General features: G+C 73.1%; 11 protein-coding genes and 1 pseudogene. 3 read left to right on the forward strand and 9 right to left on the reverse strand.

The genetic code is table 11. The annotated features are described in order from the left end of the window. Nucleotides 1–10 precede the first annotated feature (10 nt). Nucleotides 11–1705: a TerD family protein gene (locus Sdia_RS26540; RefSeq protein ID WP_189499798.1), complete on the reverse strand. Its 1695-nt coding sequence runs from the start codon at nt 1703–1705 to the stop codon at nt 11–13. A gap of 133 nt (nt 1706–1838) precedes the next feature. Next, nucleotides 1839–2396, reverse strand: coding sequence for a M48 metallopeptidase family protein (locus tag Sdia_RS26545; RefSeq protein ID WP_189499831.1), 558 nt, complete (start codon nt 2394–2396; stop codon nt 1839–1841). 319 nt (nt 2397–2715) lie between these two features. Here Sdia_RS26545 and Sdia_RS26550 point away from each other — a divergent pair, with 319 nt between their 5' ends. Continuing rightward, entirely contained in the window at nt 2716–3918 is a 1203-nt protein-coding gene (locus tag Sdia_RS26550; protein ID WP_100454634.1) for a ThiF family adenylyltransferase, read from the forward strand. A gap of 41 nt (nt 3919–3959) precedes the next feature. Then, nucleotides 3960–5303 (forward strand): annotated as a pseudogene (locus Sdia_RS26555) (ABC1 kinase family protein); the annotation flags it as partial. Nucleotides 5304–6977: 1674 nt separating this feature from the next. Here Sdia_RS26555 and Sdia_RS26560 read toward each other — a convergent pair. The 4 genes from Sdia_RS26560 to Sdia_RS26575 all read right to left on the reverse strand — a co-directional run bounded on the left by Sdia_RS26560 (nt 6978) and on the right by Sdia_RS26575 (nt 10506). Further along, nucleotides 6978–7316, reverse strand: coding sequence for a putative WhiB-interacting protein (locus Sdia_RS26560; protein WP_100454633.1), 339 nt, complete (start codon nt 7314–7316; stop codon nt 6978–6980). After that, on the reverse strand, nt 7313–7684 hold the full coding sequence (locus Sdia_RS26565; protein ID WP_030695706.1) for a WhiB family transcriptional regulator: 372 nt from the start codon (nt 7682–7684) through the stop codon (nt 7313–7315). The genes Sdia_RS26560 and Sdia_RS26565 overlap by 4 nt, the downstream gene beginning before the upstream one ends. Before the next feature lie 166 nt (nt 7685–7850). Beyond that, entirely contained in the window at nt 7851–8165 is a 315-nt protein-coding gene (locus tag Sdia_RS26570) for a hypothetical protein (protein ID WP_100455121.1), read from the reverse strand. 160 nt (nt 8166–8325) lie between these two features. Next, nucleotides 8326–10506: an ATP-dependent DNA helicase UvrD2 gene (locus Sdia_RS26575; protein WP_115068003.1), complete on the reverse strand. Its 2181-nt coding sequence runs from the start codon at nt 10504–10506 to the stop codon at nt 8326–8328. 226 nt (nt 10507–10732) lie between these two features. Here Sdia_RS26575 and Sdia_RS26580 point away from each other — a divergent pair, with 226 nt between their 5' ends. After that, nucleotides 10733–10990, forward strand: coding sequence for a mycoredoxin (locus Sdia_RS26580; protein ID WP_100454631.1), 258 nt, complete (start codon nt 10733–10735; stop codon nt 10988–10990). A 74-nt stretch (nt 10991–11064) separates the two neighbouring features. On the opposite strand, the gene nudC is transcribed toward Sdia_RS26580, so the two are convergent. The 3 genes from nudC to Sdia_RS26595 form a co-directional block, all read right to left on the reverse strand. Beyond that, nucleotides 11065–12009 (reverse strand): NAD(+) diphosphatase, encoded by a 945-nt coding sequence (gene nudC, locus Sdia_RS26585; RefSeq protein ID WP_100455120.1) that lies wholly within the window; start codon nt 12007–12009, stop codon nt 11065–11067. 142 nt (nt 12010–12151) lie between these two features. Beyond that, nucleotides 12152–13555, reverse strand: coding sequence for a dipeptidase (locus tag Sdia_RS26590; RefSeq protein WP_115068002.1), 1404 nt, complete (start codon nt 13553–13555; stop codon nt 12152–12154). Nucleotides 13556–13564: 9 nt separating this feature from the next. Next, nucleotides 13565–17245, reverse strand: a complete 3681-nt coding sequence (locus tag Sdia_RS26595; RefSeq protein ID WP_189400053.1) for an ATP-dependent helicase — start codon at nt 17243–17245, stop codon at nt 13565–13567. Nucleotides 17246–17312 lie beyond the last annotated feature (67 nt).

Consider the following 17312-nt stretch of genomic DNA (forward strand, 5'->3'; position numbering starts at 1 on the left):
GCTTGCTCCCTCAGATCTCGTAGGGCTGGACGACGACGAAGTTGCCGGGGGCGCCCCGGAACTGGAGGTTCACACCCTCGCCGCTGTGCCCCGGGTAGGCGTTGCGCCTGATCCTGACCTGGGAGGAGACGATGACCTGGGCGGCGGCGGACCAGGCGACGATCGCGTTGCTGTCGGCGAAGGTGGTGGGGGTGACGGGGAGGACCACGGGGGTGCCGCGGGTCTTCACGACGACCGTGCCGGTGCCCTGGAACTGCATGGTGAACAGGGCACCGCCGGGGATGCCGTGGCCGTCGATCCGCCGGACCTCGTAGGCGAGGGACTCGTCGAAGGCGAGGACGCTCTCCGCGCTGACGCAGATCGCGTCGCCCTGGAGTTCGACGGGGTGGAGGTTGGCCTCGTTCTCCGCGAGGAAGACCTGGCCGCCGCCGGTGCAGCGCATGAGCGACAGCTCCTGGCCGGTGGCGTTCCCGGTGATGCGTCCGGCGAAGCCCGCGCCCTTGTAGCCGAAGTCGACCTTGCCCTGGTACAGCACCATGCTGCCCTGCCGGGCCAGGACGGGCTGCGCGTCGACGCCGAGGTCGACCCGGACGAGCTGGCTGTTCTGCTGGGTCCAGCGGGTTCCGGTCGGGACCTCCCGGTACTTCTGGAAGGCGGCCGACACACCGGGCGTGCCGCCCTGCCCCGCGACGGGCCGCGGCTGGCCGTACGGGCCCGGCGGTGGGGTCTGCCGGCCGGGGAAGCCGCCGGGGGCGGGCTGCGGCTGGCCGAAGCCGGGGGGCGGCGGGGCGTGGTGCCCGCCGGGCGGCTGCCCGGATCCGGCGGCGGGCGGCTGCCCGTACGGGCCCGGGGGCGGAGGCGGTGGCGGGGGAACCTGGCCGCCGGGGTGGGGGGCTGCTGGTGCCAGTGGCGCGGCCAGCGTGGGCGCGGCGTGCACGGGCGGCGGGGGCCCCTGGTGGCCGGTGTGCGGGTGGGGCGCGGGGGCGTGCGGTGCCTGCGGCGGAACGTGGCCGTCGGGCGTCTGCTGGGGAGCGGGGGCCTGCGGGGCACGCGGGGCCGGGGGTGCGGGCTGGTGCGGCAAGGTCTGCGCGGGCTGCGGGGCCGGGGGCGCGAAGGCCGGCGGGGCGAAAGCCGGGGCGGCTTCGGGGGCCTGGGGCGCGGGGGCCTGCGGTTCCTCCTCCAGGACCTCGCCGCCGAAGTTGCGCAGCAGCGCCTCCAGACCGCCGTCGAAGCCCTGGCCGACGGCGGCGAACCGCCAGACGTCCTTGACGTAGAAGTCGCCGAGCATCACGGCGCGCTCGGTGCTGAACTCCGAACCGTCGAAGGAGTACCGCGCGACCTCTTCACCACCGGCGACGATCCGCAGGTGGCCGGGACCGATCTGGGACATCTGCCCGGCGCCGTCGATCGTCGCGGTGAAGGACAGCTTCTGGATCCGCGGCGGGATCTTCTCCAGCGTCACCCGGAACGACTCGGTGTCGCCCGCCTGCGCGCCGAGCAGTTGGAGCGACTCCTCGGGGGAGGTGGGCTGGTTGAAGAAGATGAAGTACCGGTCGTCGGAGAGGCGCTCGTCGGCGTCGAGACCGAAGCAGCTGATGTCGAAGGTCAGCCCCGGTCCTGAGATCTGCACACCGACGTACAGGTCCGTGCCGGCCGTCAGGTCACCGATCCTGGCCTTGTGGCCGCGCTGGAATTCCCTGCCCATACGAAACGTCCGTCCCCCATCCCGAAGCTGCTACGTCGGGTCAGGCTAACCGCTCGGACCGACAACGCGGCGGGCCGGTACAGAGCCGGTACACAACGGTGGCCCGCGCTCCTCCCCGCCGGGCAGCTGCCGGTCAGGCCGGGTCGTTCGCGGGGGCGGCGCCTTCCTCTCCGGCCCTGGCTCCGTCGTCCTGCTCGTCGTCCACCGCGTGCGGGAGCCGGGCCGTCGCGGCGACGCCCTCCAGGTAGCCGCGGGCCCGCTCGGTCCTCGGATACGCCTCCAGCAGTTCCCAGAACCGCGCCCCGTGGCCGGGCACCAGCAGATGGGCGAGCTCGTGGAGGAGCACGTAGTCGACGACGTACTCGGGCATCCCCTGGAGGCGGTGGGAGAGGCGGATGCTGCCCTCGGCGGGGGTGCACGAGCCCCATCGGGCGTTCTGGTTGGTGACCCAGCGCACCGAGTCGGGGCGCGCCCTCCCGCCCAGGAACTGCGCCGAGAGCCGTCCGGCCCGCTCGGCGAGCACCTCGTCGGTGGGCCTGCGGCGCTTCTCCTGCCGGGCGAGCTTCTCCAGCATCAGCCCGACCCACCGGCGCTCCTCGGCCTCCGACATCCGCGCGGGAAGCAGCACCACGGTCCGCCCGTCCTCACGGTACGCGGAGACCGTGCGGCGTCGGCGCGCGCTGCGGCGCACCTCCACCTCCCCCGGTGCGGTACGGGGCGCGGCGGGCTGAGCGGAGCTGGACGGCGCGACCTTGCGGCGCCGTGCGGATTCGGCTGGCACGCTTCGACCGTACCCGGACAACCAGCGGAAACGCGGCTGCCCGACGCCGCTCCCCCGGAATGCGCACCCAGGGGGAAGCATTGGTACGACTATTCATGCCCCCTGTGGACAACTCGGGGCAGAATTCCCCGCTCGTACTCCATCCTGTCTCCCGTGACCGGCCGCACCGGCGTCCGGCCCGAACGCGCCGCCCGCGTCCCGCGGCGGCCGACCGAGTCCAGGGGGAACCGTGCACCTGTCCCATCCGCTTCTCAAGCCCGCGCTGCGGCGCGGCTGGCGCGACCTGCGCACGGTCCAGTTCGGAGCGACGCCGGCCCACGCCGTGGTGCTCGGCCCGATCGACACGGCGACCGGCAGCTTCATGGAACTCCTCGACGGCACCCGCGGCATGCCGCTGCTGCGCGAGGAGGCCCATCGCATGGGCCTGACGGAGGGGTACGCCGACCGGTTGGTGGGCCGCCTCGCCCGCGCGGGCCTGCTCGACGACACCACGGGCGGTGGTCCGGGCGCGGCGGCGCTGCGCGAGCGCCCCGCGGTCGTGGAGCGGCTGCGGCCCGACCTCGGCTCCCTGGCCGTGACCACCAGGGAGCCGGGCGCCGCCATGGCCCGCATGGCGGCCCGGCGCGCCTCGCGGATCCAGGTGCGCGGGGCGGGCCGGGTCGGCTCGGTCCTGGCCGCGGTGCTTTCGGGTGCGGGGGTCGGACAGGTCGACGTGGTGGACGGGGGTTCCGTGGAAGCCGGCGACGTGGCGCCCGGGGGCATGCCCGTCCGGGCGGTCGGCGAGCGGCGGACCGAGGCGGCCCGCAAGGTGGTGCGGCAGGCGTCGCCGGGCGTGCCCCGCCGCTCTCGCAGGGGCCCACGAGCGGGCAGCGGTGAGCCCGGCCTCTCGCTCGTGGTGGTGGCGCCGAGGGACGGGCTGGGGGTGTTCGCCCCGGACCCGGCGGCGGTGGAGCAGTTCGTGGCGTCCGGCGTCCCGCACCTGTTCGCGGGGGTGCTGGAGGCCACCGGCATGGTCGGCCCGCTGGTCGTCCCGGGGGCGACCGCCTGCGCTCGATGCGTGTCGCTGGACCGGGTGGACCGCGACCCTCTCTGGCCGCGTCTGATCACGCAGTGGCGGGCGACCCGCCGACGCTCCTCGCCCGCCTGCGATCTGGCGCTGGCCACCACCGTCGCCGGGTTCGCCGCCGCTCAGGCGCTGGCCTTCCTCGACGGCACCCTGCCGTCCGGCGCGGACACCCGGTGGGAACTGGCGCTGCCGGCATCCGCCTGGCGCGCGGTGCCGCTGGCCCCGCATCCCGAGTGCCCGTGCGACGCGGTCAACTCGCCGGACCGGGTCCCCGCTTGCGGCGAGCCGGCCGCCCCGGCCGCAGAGGACCCCCCGCGGGCGGCACCTGCCGGAAGGCCCCGGGCCACAATGGCAGAGAGCCGTTGACCGTCGGATGCGGCTCGGCAGTCTGAGACTTGGAGGGGCGCATGTCTGATCTTCCCCGGAAGGCGGTCACCAGGACCGCCAAGCTCGCTGCCCTGCCGCTGGGGTTCGCGGGACGGGCCACGTGGGGTCTCGGCAGAAGGATCGGGGGCATCTCCGCCGACATCGTCGGCCGGGAACTCCAGCAGCGGACCGCCGAGCAGCTGTTCAAGGTCCTCGGAGAACTGAAGGGCGGCGCCATGAAGTTCGGCCAGGCCCTGTCGGTCTTCGAGTCGGCGCTCCCCGAGGAGATCGCCGGCCCCTACCGCGCGGCACTGACCAAGCTCCAGGAGGCCGCGCCGCCCCTGCCCGCGGAGACTGTGCACGCGGTGCTGCGGGAGCGCCTCGGCGAGGACTGGCGCTCGCTGTTCCGCTCCTTCGACGACCAGCCGGCGGCCGCCGCCTCGATCGGGCAGGTGCACCGCGCGGTCTGGCACGACGGGCGCACCGTCGCGGTCAAGGTGCAGTACCCGGGAGCGGGCGAGGCGCTCCTGTCCGACCTCGGCCAGCTCAGCCGCTTCGCCCGTCTGCTGGGGCCACTCGTCCCGGGCCTGGACGTCAAGCCGCTGATCATCGAACTGCGCGACCGGGTCTCGGAGGAACTGGACTACGCCCTGGAGGCGGAGGCACAGCGTGTTCACGCCGAGGAGTTCGCCGACGACCCGTACATGCTGGTCCCCGGCGTGGTGCACCAGAGCGACCAGGTGCTCGTCACCGAGTGGATGGGCGGCATCCCGCTCTCCGAGGTCATCACCGACGGGACGGAGGAGCAGCGGGACTGGGCAGGCCAGTTGCTCTCCCGCTTCCTCTTCTCGGGACCGGCCCGCACCGGTCTGCTCCATGCCGACCCCCACCCCGGCAACTTCCGTCTGGTCCCCGCCGAGGACGGGGACGGCTGGCTGCTCGGCATTCTCGACTTCGGCACGGTCGACCGCCTCCCCGGCGGCCTGCCGGAGACGATCGGAACCTCGCTGCGGCTGACGCTGGAGGACCGCGCGGAGACGGTCTACGCGACGCTCAGGGCGGAAGGGTTCGTCAGGGACTCGGTGGAACTGGACCCGGTCGCGGTCCTCGACTACCTCCGCCCGATCATCGAGCCCGCCGTGGTGGACGAGTTCACCTTCACCCGCGAGTGGATGCGCGGCCAGGCAGCCCGCCTCGCCGATCCCCGCTCCCCAGCCCATCAGCTGGGCCGCCGGCTCAACCTCCCTCCCTCCTACCTCCTCATCCACCGGGTCACCCTCAGCACCATCGGCGTCCTGTGCCAACTGGGGGCCACGGTCCGCCTCCGGGAGGAGCTGGAGGACTGGCTTCCCGGGTTCGTGGACGAGGGAGGGGCTGAGGACGAGAGGGGCGGCGGGAGGACCGGCGACTCGGAGCGGGGGGCTGGAGCTGCTGGCGATGGGGGCGCCGCCGAGCCGGGCGAGGTGAAAGACGTCAGGCCGGGTGGCGCGAGGGCCGAGGAGACTGGGACGGGACGGCCGGACGCCGGGAAGACGGTGGCGCGTCCGAAAGGGGCCGCGGACGCCGGGGCGGGGAGTGCGGTGGCCGGGAAGGCGGGTCCGGAGGGTGGCGCGTCTCCGGATTCCGGGACCGCACTGCTGAAGGACGCGGACGTCGGGGCCGGTGAGGGAAGGCACACGGCCGACGGCTCCGGGGTCCTGGAGGACGACGGCGCCGGCCCTGATGGCGAGGAGACGCAGAACCGCGGACTTGATCACCGGGACGTCGGGGGTACCGGTGTCCGCGCTCCACGGGGCGAGTCCAGCCCGACCACGGTGAGGGGCGGTGGGAGCCCGGCGGGCTGATGGCCGACGTGCACGGCTGCCTGGCCCGAAGGCACGGGGCAGCTCCCGTCCGACATGGCACGGCCGTGGTGGAGTGGGCAGGGCCAGGGCTGCGGGGGCTGCGGCTCAGTGGGAGGCTGCGGTATGCCGAGCGGGCTGGCGCCGTCCCTCGGGAGGTGCTCTTCCGCACGTGGCTGGGTATCGGAGGGGACCGCGCCGAAAGATGCCGGAGGTGTGGGCCGGCGCCGAGAGGTGCCGGGCGCGGGGCAGTGGCGGGAAGCCGCGCCATGCTTGGGGTCTCCGGGAGTCACCTGGCTGGCCGCCGGGCCCATGAGTCATCGGGAAGCCGGGCACGGTTCGGCTGCTGGGCCGCTACGGCTGGGACGGTGGCCAGCCACAGCGTCCCGCGGCGCGGCATGCCCGATCTCCCCGGCCGGACTCGGGCGCAGGGCTGGGCCGGGGGTGACTGGGCCAGGAACGGCCGGGCCGGGGTCTCGCGCAGCAAGGCTCAGGCTCGCGAGGAAGGGTGGCCTTGCCGTGGGGCGGCGGGCCGGGAGCCGGCCTTGCCACGACATGAGGTGAGTGCAGGACACGGCGTGGGGTGGACACAGCGTTGCCGAGCGGGTGCCAACAACTGGGGTGGGAGGGAGGGGGAGGGGAGGGAGGGGGAGGGAGGGCCCCCAGGGAGTGGCCGAGAGGGAAGCGGCATGTGGCGTGCCCATCCAGAACACCCCACACGGACACCGCTCCGTCGCCCGTCAGACCAAGCCGGCCCGACGTCCCCTCCACCCCGGCCCACATGACCCGACCCGGTTGCGAAGCCGGTCAGGAAGCCCGGCATCGAGCCGCCGAACGGGCAGAACCACGGCTCGCCCAACCGTCCACCACGCGTGGCCGGTAGCCGTACACCAGCCATGCCGCCTCGGCCGTCCTCACCCACAAGGGTTCACGAGGCTCATGGCACCCGAGTCGAAGTCCAGCCGAATCGTCCGAAGCCCCCGAGGGCCGCCGGAGCCCGCCGGCACGAGGCGAGCAACGCGATCACGTCGCTCGTCACCGCCCGCCCCGCGGGAGCCCCGTCGGCGGCGAGGCCGTCCCACGGGACCGTCGGCGAACAGGTTTCCCGCCCGCCGACGACCCGGAGTTGCCCTGCGAGACCAGCCCACCGAGCTGTCCGCCGGAGCAGGTCCTCCGCCCGGGCCCCGGCACGTCCACCGGGCCGGAGGCGCCGCCAGGTCAGTGCATGACGGCGATGGCGAGGGCGCGGCGGGCGCGCAGTGAGGCGCGCTCGGCCCGGCGCTGCATGCGCCGGGCGGCCAAGAGCCGCTGCACCGGCCGGGCCGAATCCGCCTCGGCGATGCGTTGATCCATGTGCGCACGCGCCATGGCTTCTGGAATGAGTTGCATCTCTCGGGTCCTGTTCTGACGCGACTCGTTCGCGCCGGTGATGGTGGTGTCGGGGGTGGCGGAGCCTGCGGGCGCGCTGTCTGCGGTCCTGGCGGACGCTCGCTTCATGGGGGCCTGCTTCTTGGGGTCGTGCGTGAGGGGGCGGTCGATCGTTCCGGTGATGTTCATGCTGCGACCGGGTTCTTGCGCGGGCGGCCACGGGGCCGCTTGCGGGCGACGACGACGCCCTGGACGAAGAGCTCTCCGCCCCAGACGCCCCAGGGCTCACGCCGGTCCTTGGCGCCGGCGAGGCACGCCTCGACGAGCGGGCAGGCACGGCAGAGGGACTTGGCGTACTCGACGTCGGCCGGCGACTCGGCGAAGAAGACCTCGGGGTCGTAGGCGCGGCACGGCGGCGGGGTGACGAGGTTCTCGATGGCGTCGTCGAGAGCGGTGAGAGCGGTGAGCTGCGAAGACAAGGTGGAATCCTCCGGGATACCGGGTGGCGAGATCTCTTGTGTGAGCGGTGCTGACGGGACGTGCGTTTCGATCTGCACGGGCTTTGGTTCCTCGTCTGGTCGGTCCGGCCGGTGGGCCGGGTGGCGGCTGATACCTGCACCTGTCCAGGAGCCCTTCAGTGCTTCGCCCCGCTCGGGGCAAAGCAAAAGGGCCGCGGTTCCCGGGTGGGGTTCCGCGGCCCTGAAGGCGCCTGCCTGATGGAGATCAGGCTGGATCACTCCAGGGTTCGAGCCCACGGAAGGCCCACATCGTGTGCTGCTTCGTCTTCGGGAATCCGGCACCGGCTGCCGCAAAGGCATAGGCATGTGCCTGCGCCACTGCTTCTGCTGCCGGTGCCTGGGTCGGTCGCTCGTTCCGCTCTCGGACCGGGAGGTTCGAGAGGGAGATGGGGGACACGGGACGCACGGCGGCGAGGCCGGACACACCGGTACCCAGGGACGAGCCGCCGGACATGCACAGGTCGACGACGGAACGATCGGTCATTTTCACGACCGTGCTGGTGGTGTTGATGCTGATCATTTCCATCGCCTCCTCTCGGCGTCTCGTGGACCGTGCCCGGTCCTGCGGTTGTGCTCAGTACAGCACGGGGTCAGGGCTTCGAAGAAGCACCTGTTCCCGTGCCTAAGAACCTATGGGGATCCGCGGGGCATGTGCAAACTATTTTCCGGACGAGTTTGCGTCAGCTCTCGGCCCCCTCGCCCACGCCTTCGTGACCTGCGCAGATGGCGAGAACTTCGGCGCCGTACCGGCGGAACTTCCGCATGCCGACGCCGGCGATGCGGATCAGCTCCGCCTCCTCCTCGGGCAGCTGCTCGGCGATGGCCATCAGGGTCTTGTCGGTGAAGACGCAGTAGCTGGGCTGGCCCAGCCGCTCCGCCTCGGCCGCGCGCCAGGCGTGCAACCGGTCGTGGACTCCTTCGTCCATGTCCGAGGGGCAGCCTTCGCAGCGCATCAGCTTCATCTCGCCGGCGTCGGTGAGGCTTCTGCCGCAGCTACGGCACCTGACCGGCGTCCTGGACCTCCGGCGAGGCCCGGCAACGCCCGCGTCCCCGCCCGTACCGGCGACGGAGGCGGAGGACGCCCCCCTCGTCGCCGGTGTTCCGCGCAGGTCCTTCAGGAAGCGGCTCGGTACGCGGTGGGCCCGCCCGCCGGGTGCGCGGGAGAGCGCCCAGGAGAGCGTCAGCCTGTAGCGGGCCCGGGTGATGCCCACGTAGAGCAGGCGGCGTTCCTCCTCCAGCTGTTCGTCCGTGCGGGCGTAGGTGATCGGCATCATGCCCTCGGTGAGCCCGACCAGGAAGACGGCGTCCCATTCGAGGCCCTTGGCGGCGTGCAGTGAGGCGAGGGTGACGCCCTGGACGGTGGGGGCGTGCTGGGACGCGGCGCGCTCGTCCAGTTCCGTGACGAAGTCGGCGAGCAAGGCGTCCGGCCGGGCCGCGCCGAAGTCGTCGGCGAGGCGGGCGAGCGCGGCCAGGGACTCCCAGCGGTCCCGGGAGGCTCCGGAGCCGATGGGGGCCTGCGCGCTCCAGCCGGAGGCGGAGAGGACGGCCCGTACCTGGGCGGAGAGGCTGTCGGCCAGGTCGAGTGCCGCGTCGTTGCCTCCGAAGCGGGCGGCGCCGCGCAGGGCGGCCTGGGCCTCACGGACCTCCCGCCGTTCGAAGAACCGCTCTGCTCCGCGGAGCTGGTAGGGGACGCCCGCGTCGGTGAGTGCCTGCTCGTAGAGACCGGACTGCCCGTTGGTGCGGAAGAGCACGGCGATCTCGCCGGCGGGGACGCCGGCGGCGATGAGGTCGCGGATGCGGCGGGCGGTGCCCTCCGCCTCGGACGGTTCGTCGCCGTACTCGATGTGCTGGGGTTCGGGTCCGGTGTCCCGCTGGGAGACGAGTTCCAGCCGGTGGTCGGCGGCGCGGCCACGGGCCCGGGAGAGCAGTCCGTTGGCCAGGTGCACGATCTGCGGTGTGGAGCGGTAGTCGCGGACCAGCTTGACCACGGTCGCCTCAGGGTGGCGGACGCGGAAGTTCAGCAGGTGCTCGGGGGTGGCTCCGGTGAACGAGTAGATCGTCTGGCTGGCGTCGCCGACGACGCAGAGGCTGTCGCGGTCGCCGAGCCAGAGTTCGAGGAGTCGCTGCTGGAGGGGGCTGACGTCCTGGTACTCGTCGACGACGAAGTGCTGGTACTGGGCGCGGACGTGGTCGGCGATGTCCCGCCGGTCCTGGAGGATGCCGATGGTCAGGAGCAGGACGTCCTCGAAGTCGATGACACCCCGGTCCCGTTTGAGCTGCTCGTAGCGCGTGTAGATCTGGGCGGTCTCGGCGGGGTCGCGGGGGGCGTCGCGCCGGCTCTTGGCGACGCTCTCCGCGTAGTCGCCGGGGACGGTCTGGGTGACCTTGGCCCACTCGATCTCCCCGGTCACGTCCCGGAGCTGGTTGCGGTCGAGGCGGATGCCGCAGCCCGCGCCCGCTTCGGCGACGAGTTGGGCTTTGCGTTCGACCAGGCGCGGGAGCGTCCCCCCGACGGCTTTCGGCCAGAAGTACTGGAGCTGACGCAGGGCGGCGGAGTGGAAGGTGCGGGCCTGTACCCCGCCGGCGCCGAGTTGGCGGAGGCGGCCGCGCATCTCGCCGGCGGCCCGGTTGGTGAAGGTGACGGCGAGGACGCTGGTGGGCTGGAAGCGGTTGGTCCGCACTCCGTAGGCGATGCGGTGGGTCAGGGCCCGGGTCTTGCCGGTGCCCGCTCCGGCCAGCACGCACACCGGCCCGTGCAGTGCCGTGGCCACGGCGCGCTGCTCGGGGTCCAGGCCTGTGAGCACGTCGTCGGCCGATTCCGGGACGTGCGGGAAGGAAGTGGTGTGCGGTGCGGATGTCACCCCGCCATGCTGCCAGGTCCACCGGATTCGACGGCGCGCCCTGTCCACAGCCGGGCCCTCCGATCTTATTGATCACATGAAGCAGTGTGCGGCGGTGGACCGCCCGCCGGGAATCCCGGCCCGCTCGGATACGTTCGATCCATTGCCACCGGGCGGCTCAGCCCGGCGGAGTTCACCGCGTGTGTCCGTCCGGGCACACGGCAGGACGATCGAGGAGCGTCGGGACATGTCGGGCACCGTGACGATGTACAGCACCACCTGGTGCGGATACTGCCGCCGGCTGAAGGGCCAGATGGACCGCGAGGGCATCGCGTACGAAGAGGTCAACATCGAGCACGACCCGGAGTCGGCGGCGTTCGTGGAGAAGGCGAACGGCGGGAACCAGACCGTGCCGACGCTGCGGGTCGTCCCGGCGGCCGGCGGTGAGCCGGTGGTGATGACCAACCCGAGCCTCGCCCAGGTGAAGCAGGCGCTCGGCGCCTGATCCCGGGCCGGTGCCGCCCGGTCGCATCATCACCGGATGCGGCCGGGGGGCCGGGGCCCGGCCACCGGGTCGGCTCAGCGGCTGACGCCGGGTTTGGGGAGGGGCTCGCCGTACCAGAGTTCGATGAGGCGGGCGGCGATGGAGATGCCGTAGGGCGGACGGACCTCGCCGGACTCGAAGGCCGCGCGGAGTTCCTCGCGGGAGAACCAGCGGGCCTCCTCGATCTCTTCGCCGTCCACGGTGATGTGCGGGGAGGTGGCCTTGGCCGTGAAGCCCAGCATGAGGCTGGACGGGAAGGGCCAGGGCTGGCTGGCCACGTAGGTGACCTCGCCGACGGTCACGCCGGCCTCCTCGAAGACCTCTCGGCGGACCGACTCCTCGATGGCCTCCCCCGGCTCGACGAAGCCCGCCAGGGTGGAGAAGCGGCCTTCGGGCCAGTGGACCTGCCGGCCGAGCAGCGCCCTGTCCTGGTCGTCGGTGACCAGCATGATGACGGCCGGGTCGGTGCGCGGGTAGTGCTCGGCGCCGCAGGCGGGGCAGCGGCGGATGTGGCCGGCTGCGGCGATGACGGTGCGTTCGCCGCAGCGGGAGCAGAAGCGGTGCAGGCGCTGCCAGTTCTCCAGGGCCACCGCGTGGACGAGCAGACCGGCGTCGCGCGGGGAGAGCAGCAGCCCCGCTTCGCGCAGGCCGGCGGCGCGGGCCGACTGGTCGAAGCGGCCGGGCAGGGAGTCCTTCTGGAGGGCGAAGTAGCTCACGCCGTCCTCGTCGCAACCGAGGAAGTACCGGTGAGAGCGGGTGAGGGGGGCCTCGAAGGTGGGCGTCATCACCAGTTCGGTGGTGCCGTCCTCGGTCTCGTCGATGAGGGCCTGACCGCCGGAGACCACGAAGACCCGGGTGGTGGGGTGGCTCCAGGCGGCGGCCAGCCATGCCTCGTCGAGGCGGTGGTGGGCAGCCCGGTCGATGCCGCTGGGCGCGGTGAGCGGCAGCGGTTCTTTGGGCTCGTGGGTCCAGGTGGTCACAGTGGGTTCCAACTCCCCGGTGGCGTGGGTGATTCCGTGCGTCCTGCCGGGGTGACCGGGGCCGGGCGCGGGGTGCGGTCGCTCCCGGTCCGCGGGGGAGGCGGTGTCGGGGTGGCCGGCGGTGGAGGCGGAGTGGGGCGGCTCAGGGGGCATGGCTCCCCTGCTCGGCGAGGTCGCCCCAGAGGTGGGCGGCGGTTTCCACGCCCTTCATGAGCAGGTCGAGCTCGACCTTCTCGTTGGGGGCGTGCCAGCCGTCGGACGGCACGGAGATGCCGAGGAAGAGGACAGGCGCGCCGAGTACGTCCTGGAGGTCGGCGGCGGGGCCCGAGCCGCCTTCGCGGGTGAAGAGGACGGGCTGCTGGAAGGCACGGCTCATGGCACGGACGACGGACTGGAGGGCGGGATGGTCGAGCGGGGTCAGGCAGGGGCGGGTGGCGCCGCCGAAGGTCACGGTGTGGCCGATGCCTGCGGGGAGGCGTTCCGCGATCCAGGCGCGGACCTGCTTCTCGATCTGGGCGGGGTCCTGTCCGGCCACCAGCCGGAAGGAGAGCTTCAGCATCGCGGTGGCGGGGATGATCGTCTTGCCGCCGGGGCCCTGGTAGCCGCCGCCGATGCCGTTGACCTCGGCGGTGGGGCGCGCCCAGATGCGCTCCAGCGTGGTGTGGCCGGCTTCGCCGCTGGTGGCGTGGGACTTGGCCGTGCGCAGCCACTGTTCCTCGTCGAAGGGCAGTTCGGCGAAGAGGGCGCGTTCCTGGTCGGTCAGAGGGATCACGCCGTCGTAGAAGCCGGGGACGGCGACAGCGCCGCGGTCGTCGTGGAGCGCGGCGACGAGCCGGGCCGCCTCGGTGGCCGGGTTGGGCACGGCTCCGCCGAAGGAGCCGGAGTGGATGTCCTGGCCGGGGCCGGTGAGCGTGACCTCACAGTCGATGAGCCCGCGCATGCCGGTGCAGACGGTGGGGGTGTCCTCGGACCACATGCCGGTGTCGGAGACGAGCACGGTGTCGGCGGTCAGCCGGTCGCGGCGCTCCTCGATGAGCTGCCGGAAGTGCGGGGAGCCCGACTCCTCCTCGCCCTCGATGAGCAGCTTGAGGCTGAGGGCGGGGCTGGTGCGGCCGGTCGCGGCGAGGTGGGCGCGCAGGCCGAGGGTGTGGAAGAAGACCTGGCCCTTGTCGTCGGCCGCACCTCGCCCGTACATCCGGCCGTCCCGGACCACGGGGTCGAACGGGTCGGTGTGCCAGCCGTCCTCGCGGGCGGCGGGCTGCACGTCGTGGTGGCCGTAGACGAGGGCGGTGGGCGCGTCCGCGTCGTCGGAGGGCCAGGAGGCGAAGACGGCGGGGGCGCCGGCCGTCGGCCATATCTCGACGACGGGGAAGCCGGTCTCGCGGAGCTTGGCCGCCAGCCATTCCGCGCTGCGGAGTACGTCGGCCGCGTGCTCGGGCTGGGCCGAGACGGACGGGATGCGCAGCCACTCGGCGAGGTCGTCGAGGAAGGCTGCGCGGTGGTTCTCGATGTACGTGCGGACGGCGTTGTCCAAGGTCTCGCTCATGTCAAGAGCCTATCGGGCGGTGGCTGTGGACTGGTCCGGTGGTTCGCCCGCCTCCTGCGTCGCCCGGGGCGCTCCGGAAGACCCTGGCGCCAGTTCCGGGGCCGGCCCGGGAACGGTGCCGAGGAGGATGTGCTCGATCTCTCGCCGGCCGGGAAGGTGGCGGGGGCGGACGGTCTCCCCGGTACGGATGTGGACGAAGGCGGCGGTGACCGCCGCGAGGGGCAGCCGGTGGTGCTCGGCCCACGCCAGTCGGTAGATGGCGAGCTGGAGCGGGTCGGCGTCGCGGGTGTGGCTGGTCTTCCAGTCCACGATCTCGTAACGGGGCGTGGTGGGGTCGGTGGTGTCGCCGGTGCCCGGTTCGATCCGGTAGACGGCGTCCATGCGGCCGCGGACGGTCCGCCCGGCGAGGGTCAGCTGGAAGGGCACCTCGACGCCGAGAGGGGTGCGATGGGCGTACTCGGTGTGTTCGAAGGCTTCCTTGAGGGCTTCGAGGTCGTGCTCGTCGGCGATGTCGGCGTCGCGGCCGGGCAGCTCGTCCGGGTCGAGCATCGGCAGCTGGACGTCCTCGAAACGGGATTCCACCCAGGCGTGGAAGCGGGTTCCGCGCCGGGCGGCCGGTTGCGGTGGACGCGGCATGGGCCGGGCCAGCTCCGCGGCGAACCCCTCGGGGTCGGCGGCGAGCCGCATCAGCTCGGAGGCGGTCAGCGAGGCGGGCAGCGGCACCTCGCGGATGTCTGCGCGGGCCCGCAGCAGCTCGCCCTGGAGCGCCTCCAGGTCCTGGTCCCAGGAGTGGATGAGGCGGGCCTCCTCCGGGGTGGGGTCTGCCGGGGCGGTGGCCGGACCTGGCTGGTGCGCGGCCGCCGGGCGAGGCCCGGTGGAAGTGCGGGCGGCAGCCTCCGTTCCGTCGGAGGGCGGGGCTTCGGTGGCGGCCTCGTCGGGCACGGCGGGGCCGGCGGCTCCCCCGCCGTCCGAGGTCGGGGTAGCCGGACGGGCGGTGGCCCAGGATTCCCAGTCCCCTTCTTCGTACTCCTCGGGGTGCTCCTCGCCCTCGGGCTCCGGTTCTGGTTCCGGGGCTGGGGGGAGGTCGTCCGCTCCGTCTGTCGTGTACGCGGTCTCGAGCAGCGCGCCCGGGCCTGCGGCGGCAGCGGGATTCCCGCCGGTGGGTGTCCCGGCGGAGTCCGCGGCCAGAGCGTCGAGGTGGGCGTGGACGGTGGCGGCGGCGGCTTCGCGCCGGCTGAGGGCGACCGGGTCCAGCGGGAGCGGCCAGGCGAGGTCGGCAGTGGGCTCCGCCAGCGCCGGGTTCTCGGCGTCGGCCTCCGGGCGCTCCGCCCACACCTCCGTCTCCCCATGTCCGGCGAGGCAGTGGTCGTGCAGGGCGAGCAGGAAGTCGGAGGGGCCCCGGGGCCGCTTCTGGGTGGGTCCCCACCAGTGGCCCGAGCCGAGCAGCAGTTTCCGGGGCCGGGTGAAGGTGACGTATCCCAGGCGCAGTTCCTCGGTGTGCTGGTGGTCGCGCATCGCCTCCTGGAAGGCTTTGAGGCCCTTGGCGTTCAGGGCGCCGACGCCGGGCAGGGTGGCGGCGTCACCCCGCAGCGGGTGCGGCAGGACACGGGGCTGGGCCGTCCATCTCTCGCGGCCCTGTTCGCTGGGGAACTGCTTGGCGACCAGGCCCGGCACGACGACGACGTCCCATTCCAGGCCCTTGGACTTGTGGGCGGTGAGGACCTTGACCGTGTTCTCCCCGCCGGGCAGGGCGTTGTCGAGGCCCTTCTCGTACTGGGCGGCTGTGCGCAGGAAACCGAGGAACGCGAGGAGGGAGGCGTCCTTCTCCTGTGCGGCGAAGGAGGCGGCGACGTCCAGGAAGTTGGAGAGCGTCTCCCGGCGGCGGGCGGCGAGTGCCTGCGGGGAGGCGGAGAGTTCCACCTCCAGGCCGGTGGTGGTCAGGACGCGGTGCAGAACGTCCATGAGTGGGTCGGCCAGGGAGCGGCGCAGGTCGCGGAGTTCGGTGGCGAGCTGTGCGTACCGGACGCGGGCCTCGGCGGAGAAGGGCAGGCCGTCGTCGGCGGAGCCGTCGAGAAACGTGTCCAGGGCGTCGGCGAGGGAGATGACCTCGGCCGGGTCGACGCCCTCCACGGCTTCGGCGAGCCGCCGGTCCGGGTCGTCGCCGTCCGGGCGGTCACGGCGTACGAGGAGCCGGGCTCGGCGGCCGAGGAGGGCGAGGTCGCGGGGGCCGACGCGCCAGCGGGGGCCGGTGAGCAGACGTACCAGGGAGGCGTTGGCGCCGGGGTCCTGGAGCACTTCGCAGACGGCGACGAGGTCGGCGACCTCCGGCAGGTGGAGCAGGCCGGAGAGGCCGACCACCTCGACGGGGACGTCCCGGTCGACCAGGGCACTCTGGATCGCGCCGAAGTCGCCGGCTGTCCGGCACAGCACGGCGATCTCACCGGGTGGTGTCCCGGTGTCGACGAGGTGCGCGATCTGGTCGCCGAGCCAGGTGAGCTCCTGGGCGTGGGTGTCGAGGAGTGCGCAGCGGACGATGCCGTCGTGTTCGGCGCCGGGGGCGGGCCGCAGGGCTTCGACGCCGGTGTGCAGGGCGCGCAGCGGGGCGGCCATGGTGTTGGCGAGGTCGAGGAGGCGGCCGCCGCTGCGCCGGTTCTCGCTGAGGGAGAAGCGGGTGGCCGCAGTGCCGTCGGCGGCCGGGAAGTGCTCGGGGAAGTCGTCGAGGTTGGCGACGGAGGCGCCGCGCCATCCGTAGATGGCCTGGCAGGGGTCGCCGACGGCGGTGACGGGGTGGCCGGTGCCGTGGCCGAACAGACCGGCGAGCAGGATGCGCTGGGCGACCGAGGTGTCCTGGTACTCGTCGAGGAGAACGACGCGGAACTCCTCGCGGAGCAGCGCGCCCACCGCCGGGTGGCTGTCGGCGAGGGTGGCGGAGAGGGCGATCTGGTCGCCGAAGTCGATGAGGTCACGGTCGCGTTTGGCGGTGCGGTACTGCTCGACGAGTCCGGCCAGATCGTGGCGGGCGCGGGCGACCTCTGGAAGTTTCCGCAGGTCGGGATTGGTGAGCGGAGTACTCTCCAGGGTTTCGAGCAGTTCCTCGTCATGGCGGCGCAGCCGCTGCGGGGCGGTCAGGTGCTCGGAGAGTTCGCCGTCGAGGGCGAGGAGGTCCCCCACCAGATCGGGGAAGGAACGCGTCAGGGCGGGGTGGGTGCCGGGCGCCTCCCGCAGGACCCGGGCGGCGAGCTGGAAGCGGGTGGCGTCGGCGAGCAGGCGGGTGCTCGGTTCCAGACCGAGCCGGAGGCCGTGGTCGGTGAGGAGCCGCCCGGCGAAGGCGTGGTAGGTGGAGATGACCGGTTCGCCGGGGCTGTGGCCGTCCTCGGGTCCGGCGCCGGGGGGAGCGAGCGGCTCGGGTTCGGTGACGCCGGCCTGGGCCAGTGCTTTGCGGACGCGTTCGGCGAGTTCGCCCGCGGCCTTGTTGGTGAAGGTCAGGCCGAGGACCTCTTCGGGGGCCACTTGGCCGGTGCCGACGAGCCAGACGACGCGGGCCGCCATCACCGTGGTCTTGCCCGAGCCCGCGCCGGCGACGATCACCTGTGGGGCGGGCGGCGCGGTGATGCAGGCCGTCTGCTCAGGGGTGAACGGGATGCCGAGCAACTCCTTGAGCTGCTCGGGGTCGCTGATACGTGCGGGCATGCCAGCGAGGCTAGCGCCGCTGGAGGACAGCCGGTCTCCGGGCAGCAGAGGGAAAGAGCGTTCTGCC

Origin of the sequence: Streptomyces diastaticus subsp. diastaticus (assembly GCF_011170125.1) — a bacterium.
Classification (GTDB): Bacteria; Actinomycetota; Actinomycetes; order Streptomycetales; family Streptomycetaceae; genus Streptomyces; species Streptomyces diastaticus.

What these genes read in the sequence shown, in the direction of transcription:
- Sdia_RS26560 (WP_100454633.1), bottom strand. Translation starts at nt 7,316, where the DNA reads ATGAACATCACCGGAACGATCGACCGCCCCCTCACGCACGACCCCAAG.
- Sdia_RS26595 (WP_189400053.1), bottom strand. Translation starts at nt 17,245, where the DNA reads ATGCCCGCACGTATCAGCGACCCCGAGCAGCTCAAGGAGTTGCTCGGC.
- Sdia_RS26540 (WP_189499798.1), bottom strand. Translation starts at nt 1,705, where the DNA reads ATGGGCAGGGAATTCCAGCGCGGCCACAAGGCCAGGATCGGTGACCTG.
- Sdia_RS26580 (WP_100454631.1), top strand. Translation starts at nt 10,733, where the DNA reads ATGTCGGGCACCGTGACGATGTACAGCACCACCTGGTGCGGATACTGC.
- Sdia_RS26570 (WP_100455121.1), bottom strand. Translation starts at nt 8,165, where the DNA reads ATGATCAGCATCAACACCACCAGCACGGTCGTGAAAATGACCGATCGT.
- Sdia_RS26590 (WP_115068002.1), bottom strand. Translation starts at nt 13,555, where the DNA reads ATGAGCGAGACCTTGGACAACGCCGTCCGCACGTACATCGAGAACCAC.